Raw genomic sequence first — 12,961 nt, 5'->3', positions numbered from 1 at the left:
TAAACTTAACCTGTTATTATACTTCGTGACATTTCTAAATAACTAACAGAAGTGTTTCCACTTTGGTCAGGGGTACACAATATTTGCATTATCAATGTTTTACCATTCCCCAAATCACTCCATAATGGAGCAGCATTATTTATAAATTTAATATTCGAACTATTTGTATATCCACTTGTACCACTAATTATTTTTATTGCTAGAGTGATTATATCTCCCTCTCTAGCTCCGCTAATAGTACCCAATGTAAAATTTGTATAAGTATATACATAAAATTTTTTTCTTGAAGTTGCATTGAAACTAACCGTTGCATTATATGTCGTTATATCTGTAGCTTGATAATCTGGAAAGTTTGACACTTTATCATTCATTTGCCTACTATCAATTAATAATACATCTTCCGCACAATTTTGAAAGATATTATTAATTATTTTATTATAATTGCCGAAAGATGCTTCAGCAACTCCATATTTAGGACAATTCATAATAGTATTACATTCTATTATATTATATACAGACTTGTAAGTAGCTGAATAATCAGTAATTCTAATACCTATTCCTCTTAATGCACTAGTAACTAACCCACTATTATAAATAATATTATGATGAACATGACCATAATTACTTTCAACTAATTGTATTCCCTCAAGTCCTGCATTAGTTAAAATATTATTTGCTATTATATATTCCTCACAATTTTGAATAAATATAGGACTATCATGTAAAGATGAAAAATAATTATCTGTTATAACAACATCTTTATTGTAAGTTGCTTCTGCTCCTTGCACCCATAGATTTACTTGATAACAGTTAAAATTATTTTTATTAATTTTAATATTATGTTTATTAGCACCAATATATAAACCAGTATCTTCAAGAGTAGCATCAAATACATTGTTTTCAAATATATAATTTGTCGTTGAATAAGTATCGTTTGTTCCAATTAAACAACCAATACTAACGCCTTCACTAGCAGGTCTTGAATTTTCAAAAATGCAATTTGATACCCTCAAATTCCCACCACTTTGTGTAGTACCATTCGTACTTCTTTCATATAATCCAGTAAAAAAATTATCAAAAATGCAATGGTCAATAATATTTAAAAATGGTATGGTATTGTTTCCACATCCATCTAATAATAACAGTGGATTCCCAACGCTACCACTTTGTTTTGCATATCTAAAAGCACACCGTATAAATTTAATATTATAAGAGTCTCTCATTTCTATTAATTGATGAGCATCTTCTTCTACACCTTCAAATGTTATGTCTTTAAATGTAACATTATACACGCCATTATATTGAAATAATAACCAACTATCAGTAGTATTGTTCTTTTTTATTATAGTTTTGTCTATACCAGTTCCTTCTATTATTAAATTTGATATTAATTTATTATTAATAACTCCAGTTAAATAAGTACCATTATTAAAAGCTAATTTTTTATTATTAAATACAACCAATGAATTTAAAGCGTTTATTATAGCCTGAGTATTATCAGTTGAGTTATCTCCAACCCCATTAAATTCTTTTATATTATGAACAATATCTGCCAATTCTGAATCAATTTCATTCAGTCTATCCTGATATCTCTGATCCAAATTTTGCATCTCTGCCTCAAATTCATCATTCCACTTCTGAGCTTGAGTTAAAGCAGCAGTTAAAGCATTAAATTCATTACTGGATTCTATTGCTTCATCATTTCTTAAGCTCGGCAAGACATTTATACTAAACTGCTTACTTGAAAATATGCTTCCATCGTTACCGTATATAACAAGCTCGCATTGTAATATTCCTTCTAATGCTAAAGCTTGATTAGTCAATTCAACTAAAATTTTTCCTGAAGATGCATCTACAACAGTAATGTTGTTAAAAATTAATGTTTCATCTGGTTTTACAGCATATATCTTTACAGAGTTATTAGTTAAATCTAGCGGCAGAAAATTGTAAAGCAGGTTAAATTGTATAAACCTGCTTTTAGTATCATTCTGCTTTACATCTATTTTTATTAAAAGTTCTTTTGAAAGATCCATATCAATACTTTCCGTTATTTGCAAATTTAATCACCTGCTTTCATCAATCTTTGATTACTAAGTTACATGGAATTAAACATTAGTACTACAAATTCTTAGTTTGTTACAGCGTTAGTGATTTGATTTTCTTCATCTTGACTAATCCAACCTTTAACTACTGCATTATTTAATTTTTCTTTACTTAGCTTTCCTGATTCATATAACCTTTTTAAAGTTTCATACATTTTTATGCCTCCTTTATCTTAAAGACTTGCTAAAACCAACTGGTCTACTGTATCTTGAAGCGTTTTTATCTGCTGAACTTGGCTGTCTATAGTCTGCTGCATGAGTTCTGTTTGAGAAGGTTGAATAGGAGTAACTAGTACACTATATTCTTCAAACGCGTCTTCAAATGTTAGAGCATTTATATCCTTCAAATTATACTGTTTGCCTTGATTTTGCATTTCAAAAAACTTATTATATAACTCATCACTTATCTTTACATCTGTAGCTAATATCTCATTTATTGAATCTTCTTTAAATCCAAAACCCCCGTCAGAATTTTTAAATATATATTTCATTTATACTCCTCCTTATTTACCTATAGCAACCCACGCAATAGTCGAACCATAAACGAGTTGATTGTGATATGTTATAAAACTAAATCCAGATTTAGAAACAGTACCAGTCTGAGCTCCCCATAAAGAAGTATTATTTACTTCCACAGGTCTTGACATAAGGCTTAGTAATGCTGCATAACATGTATTTGGAAATTCCACAGGAAACTTTATATCTTGAGTAACCATTCCTGTACTACCATTTGGTACACCTGCTGCTCCCCACTGTATCATAAATCCATCTTGAAATTTTCTGTATCCATTTCCACCAGTATCCGTATATAATAAATCTTGTGATTTTAGTACAAAATCAGCTACTGCATGACTCTGCAAAGTTGTAGCATTAATGCCAGCATCATCAGCATCAACAGTTTTTAATTTACTTAATACATCTGCTGCCGTATAGGCTGATGCGTTGCTGCTTATTCTGCTAGCCAACTCATTAAAGTCACTCTGAAAATCAGTTAGATTAAATTTGTCATTTACCGTTTTAGTAGGTATTATTAAATTTGCCATTAGGCTTCACTTCCTTTCTCAGCATAAACACAATACTGCAGATTTTTTTCTGCAGTAATATTAAAATTGCTATTTATAACCGACACATACATAGTATAAATTCCTTCTATATCTGTATCAGTACTTTGTATAGTATATTGACATACTCCATCATCTTCATCTAGTATCACTAAATGGCTGTTATCATCTACGCTGTCTATTTCTTTCACCTTGCCATCCGGTCTGAATAATCTTATATGAACTTTGGAATTCACTAAGTTTATCGGCAGACCAGAAGCATCTATCATATCAAACTTATAGTATATTCCCATATCGTTCTGAGCAATATTTAGCATTATATCATCACCCTTTCTTCCAAACTTATAAAGGTACTTGTTATGTTTTTATATTTCATAATGTTTAAATCATTATAGATATATTGGCTAAGCTGATTGTAGTTATGCCAAATACATGTAAAATCTATATTTTTAAACTGAAGCTGCTCCTCAAATACATTATCAAGTTTGAATGTAGCCTCTTCTGTTTTTTTAGTTTGGATTAACAGCTGGCTCTTCACATTTATTTTTGCAGAAGCATTTATTTTAGATATCATATAAACACACAACTTTCTCCAATAATTAGCTTTAACATAGCTTACAGAACCTACATTCATATTTTCAAATAATATTTTATCTATGGTATAACTTGCTGCAATTTTACTGCCGCTTTTTATATCACTATTTAAATTCTTTAATAAAATGCAGGCAGCCGTTATGGAAAAGCTTGACTTTACAATTAGGTTAAGCAAGTTTCTATTTATTACATTACCTTCCATGTCAGCTTTTGTATTAATAATAGAATCTGCATATTTCTCTACTATTGATTCTGCTGCTAATTTTCCTAAGCTGTTTATATGACTTAATAAGGGTACCTCCAATAAATTAGTATAACTTGCTTCCGTTTTAATGCTGCCTTTTATATCACTATTCAAATTCTTTAATAAAATAGAATTAGCAGCCACAGAAAAGCTTGATTTTACAATTAAGTTAAGCAAGTTTCTATTTATTACATTACCTTCCATGTCAGCTTTTGTATTAATAATAGAGCCTGCATATTTCTCTACTATTAATTCTGCTGCTAATTTTCCTAAGCTATTTATATGACTTACTAATGGCACCGTTAGTGCACAAGTATATTGAGCAGAGTCGTTAGCTGCAGTTAAAACCTTGGCATTAAAAATAATCCCTTTTAAAAAATACAGGTACGTAGAATCATACCTGTATTGTCCAATATTTGTGTAAGTATCATCATTTAATATTTGATAAGTTGAAACACCTCTTAAATATCCATTGGCTTTAACGCTTGATGATGCTGCCATAAAGCATCACCTCTAATCCAAGTTTACTGTTATCTGCCCTGCATTAAAGATAACCTGATTATTTACTCCTACTGCCTGAGAAGTACCCACTGCTGCACTAAACAACAGATTTCCTCCAGTAACGGCATCTCTTATGCCTACATAAGCTACAGTTCCCCAAGCTGCAGTAGCCACAGGAAAAGCTATGGTTGAAGAGTTTGAAACAGTATTATTTGAAGGAGCTCCAAAAACAATAGCTTGCCTTGCATACGCTCCACCTGTTACTTCTGTACCAGCATCGGCTTCACCTGGATCTGAAGTATAAAGTGCTAGATAAGTTGCAGTGGGTGAAGTAAACGCTGTATTCCTTAATACTAAATTTAATAATTTATCCTCTAAATAATTTGACATTGACATAATTTATCATCCTCCTATTTATATATCTCTCCAATTTGGAGTTATCATTAATTTTGTTACATTTCCTGTCCATTGAATATTATTGCTGCCTTCCTGAAACTCTGGAAAAATACCCGACATTTTAGAGTTTTGATGAGTACTGTCCTTATAGGCAAGCTTTGCAGCAGTATCAATAGTTATATTATCCTCTACGCCACTAAGTTCAATAGCATTACCATTTATAGTAAGCGTAATATCTCCATCGCCATATACCTGTATCACAGGCTGGCTTTTATAATTTGCAAGATTAAAAATATTGCCTGGCTTGCTTACTTCCACTTGTTTTCTTCCATCCTCCATCCAGTTAAATGGATCCACTGTAAATTTTACTTTGAAGCTTCCTACAGCTTTATAGCTTCTTTCTAAATCATCCGCTTCATAATTTTTAACTTTATAGAATACATCCATATCATCACTGAATTTTAGCTCCTTGCCTTCCAGCCATCTATTGATAGTTCTTGCACTCTGAGGCATATTATTAAAATCTACCACAGTAAAACTCACTGAAATTACCTTGTCTAATCTTCTGTGCTTGTCCCTTGTTAAAGAACCATCTCTGCCTTCTATGTCTATATATTCCATATCCTTTTTGCTGAAGGGTATAGCAGCCCTAGAAGGTATTAAAAGTCCTAGTTCCTTTGAACTTGCACCATCTATATAACACCAGTATGGCATTCTATTTCACCCCTTTTGCATTGGAAAGACTTACTTTCTTTCTCTCTAATTCCTGTGCGGTAAAATCTATAGTTCTTCTCACAAAAGCCTTTCCATCTAAAGGCATGTCTATTTCAAATCTATATATAGTTTGCTCCGAAGCTGCATCTTGAGAAGCTGCCCCGGTTAGTGCTGCTCCCGTAGAAGCTAAAGCTAGTCCTCCATTTTTATAATTGATACCCACATTCATATCTGTAGCTAAGTTTTTAACTGCATTTTTAACCAGGTGCTTATTATTATCAATTCCCTTAGCTAGTCCATGCATGAAATCCGGCATCCAGCTTTCGTAATCTGTTAATGGGCCTTCATCCGGTACTGAGAAGTGAAGGAAACTCCTTATTTTGTCGCCTACGCTGCTTACTGCGTCAACAACTTTTCCTATAGCGCCTTTTATACCATTAACTATTCCATCTATAAAATCTTCACCCCATTTTAGCGCCTTTCCTGGCAGTGATGTGATGAAGCTTATCGCACTATTGAAACCATTTTGTACAGTTTGTCCTATAGTCCCTATTATATTACTTATTCCATTTCTTAAACTGGTAAATATGTTCACTCCTAGGTTGTACATGTTTCCTGGCAGGTTTTCAAAGAAGGTTATTATACCTTTGAATATACTTATAGCGCTATTTACGATTCCTGTCACTATAGATACCACCGCATTTTTTAACCCATTCCAAGCCGCCACAGCCGTATTAGCTATAGCATTCCATAAGCCTGAAATAAAATTCTTAAATCCATTCCAAACATTGGTTGCAGTATTAACTATAGAATTCCAAGCACCGCTCATTATTCCAATGATTATTCCTAAAACCGCTGAGAATATCTGCTTTATGCCATTCCATATCTGACTAATTCCTTTACCTAGGTCGGTAAATATAAGCATAATGTCTGCTTTTAATTTGGTAAACTTGCCTGTAAAAAGTCCAACTATGGTGTCTATAATAATTAATATAGGTCCTAGTATAATTGTTTTTAGAGTGTTAATTATACCAGTAAAGTAAGTTTTATACCCTTCAAATATCTTCTTAAAGCCCTCTGTGAACACTTTAAATTTAGAACTTATAATATTCGCTATGCTTCCAATCACACTAGTAAATATATTTGATATAGCCTTAAAAGCTGATTGTATAGTATTTGATATGGAACCAAAAATACTTGTTATAGAGCTCTTTAAGCCATTGAATATATTACTTACAGTAGTCTTTATGCCAGTCCAAACACCGCTTATGGTACTTCCAATCTTATTGAATATTTCACCGATGTCCTGTCCTATTTTCTTGAAAAACCCTGTTATCGGTCCCCAATTTTTTATTATTATATAGGCTAGCCCAGCTATGGCTGATATTACTCCTATTGCTATTAAAACTGGAGGCGGCAACTCAAATATTTTTGTAAAGATTCCTCCTATTTTCTCAATTCCTTTAAGATCTTTTACAGCGTCCATTATTCCCTTGATTTTTTGAGCTATTTTTATTCCTTCTACAGCAGTTCCAATGCTTATAATCGCTCCAGTTATTATAGTGCTGTGCTCAGAAATAAAATCAGCAATTGTATTTATTGCTGGCATTAAATTTTCTGCCAACTCCACAAATAGTCCATTTAATTGATTCTTTATTTTATCTATCTGATTGGTCCATCCCTTGCTCATCTCATCCGAAGCCTTTTTAGCTGCACCATTTGCTCCATCCATAGCCTTCTGTATATTTCCTAGGCTTTCTGTCCCTGGCTTTATAGCCTCTGCTATCTTGGCTCCTGAACTTCCGAAAATGTCCATAGCCATTTTACTACGCTCACTAGCATCCTTGGTTTGCTGCATCTTATTTATGACATTATCCAGTTCCTCTGGACTTTTAACCCTTGATAAGGCATTTTTGAGAGCATCTGTGGCATCACTGCTCTTGATTCCTGCCTGTGAAAATAGATTTAAATAAGATAGTCCCTGATTAACATTCATGCCTAGTGTCTGAAAGCCTGGCGCTAAAGTACTTAAACTCTTCTCGCTATCTGCTACGGAAAGGCCATATTTTTGCTGACTTAATACCATTCTATCCATCAGCGGAGCTATTTGAGAATTTGATAAATTCCACGACTCTTTTATAGCAGCTACATTTGAAATTACATCTTTACTGCTTTGACCGCTGAATTTTGAAAAATCCATAAAATTCTTTGAATATTTGTTTATTTCATCAGCATTCATACCAAGATCATCATGAAGTCCTGCTGCCATTTCTTGAAGTTCATCATAGGATTTCCCAGTCTCTGTATATAAATCTACTATGGATTTCTTTATCTTATCTGTATCCTCCTGACTCATACCAGTCTGGACTCGATACTTATTCATGCTATCCTCAAGGCCCATAGCATAAGATAGCCCTTTCTTAGCCATATCCTCTAGAGAGCTGCCTGTTTTATTAAGCAAATCACTTACACCTAGGGTTTTCATTGCATCTTGAAATTTTTTTGATGAATCCCCCAAAGAATCAACCTTCTTAGAAGAATCTTCTGCCGCTTCCCCTATAGCCTTTATGTCATCTTTAGCCTCGCTTACTTTTTCCCAGCTCGCCTCCATTTTAAATTCCAGAGAGAAGCTGAGCTTTTGCAAATCTAAATCTGCCAATGAAGTTTCACCTCCTTTTATAAATTGGCTCTAATAAAAAACTTGTCTTTACTAGAGCCTATAAATAAAAAGAACCACTAGTTTGACAAATTGCCTTAATAGTGATTCTTTATTGTTTATTTACCCTTTTTACTTTGAAATTCTTTTACAGCCTCATAATCAGGTTCAACCATGTTAAGTCTCTTAACATCTTCAAGATACTTTCTTCCTTCCTCTGTCTCCATGCACTTTTCCACAAAAGCATTCTTCCTCATAAGCATGAAGGTATCCACAGGAAGCTTAAGTACCTCGTGGTAGTTAAGCCCCGAATAAAGTATTACCTCTCTTACACCACTCATAAATTGAAATTCCCCTTGTCCTTCTCCCTCTACTTCCTCTTGCTGCGGGATTGAGGGGATTTGGAGTTTGGGTCAGAAGTTACCTCACTCATAAATTCAGTGTAGGCCTCCAATATGGCTACCCACATTCCATAATGTATTTCATTCTCTTTAAGATAGTTATCATCTACTGATATTCCATCTTTATTGTGACTTAAAATATCCTTGGCTAGAGTTCTCAAAAACTCCATAAGCTGATTTAGATCTTCTTTCTCATACTGCTCTTTCTTTTCAATTTCCTGTGCCTTATACTGATAGGATATAAGCTTTATAGCCAGCTCCTCTGTAGGCTTTTTAACATGAATCACTTCTCCCTTTGGAGTAGTTATGTTTAGTGTTTCTTCCTGAAACAGGGACAAATCAAGTATCTTGCTCATTTAGTTGTACCTCCTAATTAATTATGCATTCACTGCTGTATAGCCATCTCTTATTTCTACTAAAGTTCCATCATCCTGTGATAATGCTTTAAATTCAGCATCAATTACAGTTTCCTTAGCTGGATCAAACTTCATAGCAAAACCATTGCTTGAATTTCCAACTATAGTCATTCTAAGCTTTGTACCATCATCCTTAGTGTGAACAAATCTTATAACATAGCTGTCTAATTTGCTCTTTCCTCCAACCTTGATTATTCTTTCATGGTTAGTAGTATCATCTACAAAGGATGCTGTAGAAAGCTTGTCTAGGTTAGTTATATCCCAAGTAAGTATTCCACTCTTAAAAGTAACTTCTTCCTTGGTAACTATTCTCTTTACAACAAATTCATCATCATCTACTACATCGTAAATTGTAGGCTTGTAAGTTAGAGTTGCTCCTCCCTTAATCTTACCTACATTGTTGTCATCAGTTTCAATAGCAGTATCTGCTGGCATTGCACCTCCGTTAAATAATGCTACATATAGCTTTCCGCTTCCTAATATTACTTCGTTTAAATCTTTACTCATTATAAATACCTCCAAGTTATATTAAAATAATAATATTTTTGATAAATTTTATTTGCTAGGTCTTCAGTGTTACCCCCACCATCCTGGGAGCAGCTCATAATGCTCATATCTTGAAATATGAAGCCTTCATCGCCTTCCTGTATAATAAGAATTTCTCCTATTCTCCTGGCGATTTTCTCTAAGCGTTCATAATCCGTATCGAATATTCTCAGCTCTAGCCTGTTCACTTTAATTCTGCCATCATCGCTTACAGGATTATCCTTGAAAGCTAAGCATGGCACCTTATCTTTATCTGCATTCATAGGATATATTTTATTATCCTCTGCCGAAGCATTTAATAAGGTTTGTAAGGTTTCATCTTGTTCAAGACGATTTAAAATTCCATAAATCAATCAATCACCTACTTCATGCTGATTATATAATCCTTCAGCATATTGCCTATTTCATCCTTGAAAGCATTCACGGTGTCGTTTATAGCATTGATTATATTATCATAATCATTTTGCTGAAATTCTCCGCTCAGCACTCCCACAGATGCTGTTATGTCCTCTCCAGTTCTTTCTACCTGATGGCTTATATCATTTGAATCATTTGGTACTTGCTGCTTTAAGCTAGCTTCCATACCCTCACACACCTTGTCCACCGCCAGATACAACTTGTTTTGGACATTAGTTTTGGTGCCATCTAGAACTTGTATAGCATTTTGTGAAGCTTTGCTAAGTTCAATTTCTTCTTCCATCTAATGCACCTTCTTATCCTTTTACATTTTCTAATATAATTGCGCGCTAATTATATTAACTTGTTTTATAAGCGCTCTTCAAAGCACTTACACTATAAATATAACCAAAATTTTTGATGATAAGAGTATCATGTTTTTTTCATATATAATTCATCTCCGCTCATTTACAATAAATTCAATTTAGTGTAATATGTACTTGTGATATTATTTAAAGGAGGAACGCAAGTTATGACACCATCTAATTGTTAATATTAATTTTTAAAATTAATATGCTTTTCTAAAGGCTTTTTTGTTGTGCTTTTTGGAATTTACAATTTAGAAGGTAATTGCTTTGCTGAATTCAGTATCATATCTAATTAAAAGACGTATATTGCGTACTTTTATATTATGTTTTGTTTTTATGCTGCAGGTAAGGTATTCTTCCTGCAGCTTTTTTGCTTTGTAAAGTTAAATTCCATAGAGCGCACCAACTAAAATACAAAAGATTGGTGGTGATCCTATGACTCCTATATTTAAGGTGATGTATATAAATCAATAAGCGGAAGGAGTATTAAAAGTTTATGATTTATGCATTGCCTCATATAAAGCAAATATATATTTTTATAATATTTCTTACCGCTGAATTATATTTATCGGGGGTAAGAAATATGGAAAAGAAATTAAGTTTAAATTGGTATATATATAATAATGAAGCTAGTTTTGAAGAAAGGTATTGCCATAATTGCGGGGCAAAGGTTATTTTTAAGGATTCTCTAAAAAGAAGGCAGAACGCTAATGGTAAAAACATATTTTATTTTGCCATTTATAAATGCCCTAAGGGACACACTTGGAATAAGCAGCTTGACTCTTTTAAAGCCTTATCTGGGCTTGAAAATATGCCAGAAGAAGAAAAAACTCTTAAAAACAGATATGAAGAAGTTAATATGAAGGATCTAATCAGCTCTCGCACGGATGAAGTTGAGATTTTTTTAGAGAAGCTAGAAGTCAAAGTTAGAATTGATAAATTTCTTTCTACTAAGTTGCAAGGACTTAGCCGAGGAGATATCGTAAAAATGATTACTGAAGGATCCATAAAAGTTAATGAAAAAATAGTTAAAGCCAAGTCTATACTCAAAGAAAAAGATGTTATAAAAATAGTTTTAAGCAAATATTGAGGCTATTTCATTTACAGATGTAAATAAAGCTGCAAAAAGCGCCGTAATTTTAATAATAAATCTTACGGCGCTTTTAGTTTACAAACCAATTGCCTATTATTTTTTTAGTATATTCAAAATTTATGCTTTAGCTTTTTTCATTTATAATAATCCTTCTACTCCAAACATATAGACGCTGAGCTCCTTAAGCATCTCATTAACCCACCTTCTTGCTGTAACAATACCACAGTTCAAATCATCTGCGATTTGTTCGTAGGTATGTTTTTTTATATATTTAAAATAAAAAGCATTGAATTTTTCCATGGTATTAAGTTGTTTTTCCTTATTTTCTAGGGCTTCCATTGCCTTATCCATGTGAAGTACTATTATTAATGTTCTTATGTTACTCTTTTTCAGGTCCTCTATATATGCTTCATCTGCAAGATCTGATTTAACCATTTTTTCAGTGCACTCTGCATTATTAAGATATAATTTTAAATCATTATAGTAAGTAAACAGCATCTTTGTATTATTAAGAGCTTTTTCATTTTCATACTCCTTAATAGCCTCTTTGGCAGCTTTTCTAATTGTTTCATCTATGTCTAAAACTTTTTCCATGTTTAATCCTCCCTGTGAACTTAAATTCTCAATTTTATTTATAGCCTATGTTTTAAATCAATGCTGACTTAAAACCTTACATGTAAATTATATCGCATTATGCGATATAATAAAGTTGGAAAATTTATTCTGAAAAGTAATTATAAAGAATTACTTTCCTTAAGCTCTATTTTTCGCTTCGTATCGCATGATGCGATTATATATTGTAATTTCTTTATGCTTCTTCACTTAAAAGCAATGTTAACCTAATATTGACAGCTTTCTGAACATAATCTTTAATAAACCTTTATTAAGTGCCCACATATCTTGAAATGCGATATATTTTATCGTAAAATTAAATTAGGATGGTGATATCGGTGGGCCTTGTTATTTCAAAAAGATTAAAAGATTCCAGAAAGCAAAAAGGATTAACCCAAAAGCAATTGGCTGATAATATAAACGTGGCATTAAGTGTAATAGGCGATATAGAGAGCGGCAGAAGAGTCGCTAGCAAAAGTACCGCACAAAAATTATCTGAATTTTTTCAGACTTCTGTTGAATATTGGTTTGATGAAAAAAGCACCAAAGGTTACTTCAGCAGGAGGGAAAAGTATACCGCACTGGACAATGTTATTCAGTCCCTTATAAAAAATGGTAGAATAAAAACGCCTGAACTTGACGAAGAAACCTGGAGCCTCATTAAAGATGCTATAAAAATCGAACTTAATATTCTATTGTTTAAAGATGAGCAAGATTAATATTTTTCTTGCTCTCTATTATTTTTTGCAATTTCATCATAAGCTCTTCTTCCAGCTCCAATATATATTCTTCAAATTCTTCTGCAGCATCTTCCATATACCCATCCCCCTCATAGCGGCTCTTAGTAAATATATTATACTA

General features: G+C 32.8%; 17 protein-coding genes. 2 read left to right on the top strand and 15 right to left on the bottom strand.

Annotation, left to right across the window (positions count from 1 at the left end):
* Positions 1 to 5: 5 nt before the first annotated feature.
* From IAI10_RS14335 to IAI10_RS14270, 14 genes are all read right to left on the bottom strand, one after another.
* Positions 6 to 2,057: a BppU family phage baseplate upper protein gene (locus IAI10_RS14335; RefSeq protein ID WP_315673970.1), complete on the bottom strand. Its 2,052-nt coding sequence runs from the start codon at positions 2,055 to 2,057 to the stop codon at positions 6 to 8.
* Between the two features lie 71 nt (positions 2,058 to 2,128).
* On the bottom strand, positions 2,129 to 2,257 hold the full coding sequence (locus IAI10_RS14330; RefSeq protein WP_315673969.1) for an XkdX family protein: 129 nt from the start codon (positions 2,255 to 2,257) through the stop codon (positions 2,129 to 2,131).
* 18 nt (positions 2,258 to 2,275) lie between these two features.
* Positions 2,276 to 2,593, bottom strand: a complete 318-nt coding sequence (locus tag IAI10_RS14325; protein ID WP_315673968.1) for a hypothetical protein — start codon at positions 2,591 to 2,593, stop codon at positions 2,276 to 2,278.
* A 12-nt stretch (positions 2,594 to 2,605) separates the two neighbouring features.
* Positions 2,606 to 3,145 carry a hypothetical protein gene (locus IAI10_RS14320; protein ID WP_315673967.1) on the bottom strand — a complete coding sequence of 180 codons (540 nt, stop codon included), beginning with the start codon at positions 3,143 to 3,145 and terminating at the stop codon, positions 2,606 to 2,608.
* Complete coding sequence (locus tag IAI10_RS14315; RefSeq protein WP_315673966.1) at positions 3,145 to 3,480, bottom strand: BppU family phage baseplate upper protein; 336 nt, start codon at positions 3,478 to 3,480, stop codon at positions 3,145 to 3,147. Before IAI10_RS14315 ends, IAI10_RS14320 begins: the two co-directional genes overlap by 1 nt.
* Entirely contained in the window at positions 3,480 to 4,502 is a 1,023-nt protein-coding gene (locus tag IAI10_RS14310; protein ID WP_315673965.1) for a hypothetical protein, read from the bottom strand. The genes IAI10_RS14315 and IAI10_RS14310 overlap by 1 nt, the downstream gene beginning before the upstream one ends.
* 12 nt (positions 4,503 to 4,514) lie before the next feature.
* The gene (locus tag IAI10_RS14305; protein WP_315673964.1) at positions 4,515 to 4,898 is read right to left on the bottom strand and encodes a hypothetical protein; all 384 of its coding nucleotides are present in this window, start codon (positions 4,896 to 4,898) and stop codon (positions 4,515 to 4,517) included.
* Positions 4,899 to 4,916: 18 nt separating this feature from the next.
* The gene (locus IAI10_RS14300; RefSeq protein ID WP_315673963.1) at positions 4,917 to 5,612 is read right to left on the bottom strand and encodes a distal tail protein Dit; all 696 of its coding nucleotides are present in this window, start codon (positions 5,610 to 5,612) and stop codon (positions 4,917 to 4,919) included.
* A 1-nt stretch (position 5,613) separates the two neighbouring features.
* Positions 5,614 to 8,271, bottom strand: coding sequence for a phage tail tape measure protein (locus IAI10_RS14295; RefSeq protein WP_315673962.1), 2,658 nt, complete (start codon positions 8,269 to 8,271; stop codon positions 5,614 to 5,616).
* A 116-nt stretch (positions 8,272 to 8,387) separates the two neighbouring features.
* The gene (locus tag IAI10_RS14290; protein WP_315673961.1) at positions 8,388 to 8,609 is read right to left on the bottom strand and encodes a hypothetical protein; all 222 of its coding nucleotides are present in this window, start codon (positions 8,607 to 8,609) and stop codon (positions 8,388 to 8,390) included.
* Between the two features lie 29 nt (positions 8,610 to 8,638).
* A complete protein-coding gene (locus IAI10_RS14285) occupies positions 8,639 to 9,025 on the bottom strand; it encodes a hypothetical protein (protein WP_315673960.1) in 387 nt (128 codons plus the stop codon).
* 21 nt (positions 9,026 to 9,046) lie between these two features.
* Positions 9,047 to 9,592 (bottom strand): hypothetical protein, encoded by a 546-nt coding sequence (locus IAI10_RS14280; protein WP_315673959.1) that lies wholly within the window; start codon positions 9,590 to 9,592, stop codon positions 9,047 to 9,049.
* Positions 9,592 to 9,984 carry a hypothetical protein gene (locus IAI10_RS14275; protein WP_315673958.1) on the bottom strand — a complete coding sequence of 131 codons (393 nt, stop codon included), beginning with the start codon at positions 9,982 to 9,984 and terminating at the stop codon, positions 9,592 to 9,594. The genes IAI10_RS14280 and IAI10_RS14275 overlap by 1 nt, the downstream gene beginning before the upstream one ends.
* An 8-nt stretch (positions 9,985 to 9,992) precedes the next feature.
* Positions 9,993 to 10,331 carry a hypothetical protein gene (locus tag IAI10_RS14270; protein ID WP_315673957.1) on the bottom strand — a complete coding sequence of 113 codons (339 nt, stop codon included), beginning with the start codon at positions 10,329 to 10,331 and terminating at the stop codon, positions 9,993 to 9,995.
* Positions 10,332 to 10,978: 647 nt separating this feature from the next.
* On the opposite strand from IAI10_RS14270, the gene IAI10_RS14265 reads away from it, so the two are divergent.
* Entirely contained in the window at positions 10,979 to 11,485 is a 507-nt protein-coding gene (locus IAI10_RS14265; protein WP_315673956.1) for a S4 domain-containing protein, read from the top strand.
* Between the two features lie 141 nt (positions 11,486 to 11,626).
* On the opposite strand, the gene IAI10_RS14260 is transcribed toward IAI10_RS14265, so the two are convergent.
* Positions 11,627 to 12,082, bottom strand: coding sequence for a helix-turn-helix domain-containing protein (locus tag IAI10_RS14260; protein ID WP_315673955.1), 456 nt, complete (start codon positions 12,080 to 12,082; stop codon positions 11,627 to 11,629).
* A gap of 356 nt (positions 12,083 to 12,438) precedes the next feature.
* On the opposite strand from IAI10_RS14260, the gene IAI10_RS14255 reads away from it, so the two are divergent.
* The gene (locus IAI10_RS14255; protein WP_315673954.1) at positions 12,439 to 12,819 is read left to right on the top strand and encodes a helix-turn-helix transcriptional regulator; all 381 of its coding nucleotides are present in this window, start codon (positions 12,439 to 12,441) and stop codon (positions 12,817 to 12,819) included.
* The last annotated feature ends 142 nt before the right edge of the window (positions 12,820 to 12,961 follow it).

The organism is Clostridium sp. 19966 (assembly GCF_032335695.1).
Classification (GTDB): domain Bacteria; phylum Bacillota; class Clostridia; order Clostridiales; family Clostridiaceae; genus JACTOJ01.
This window is presented reverse-complemented; position numbering and strand designations above follow the sequence as displayed.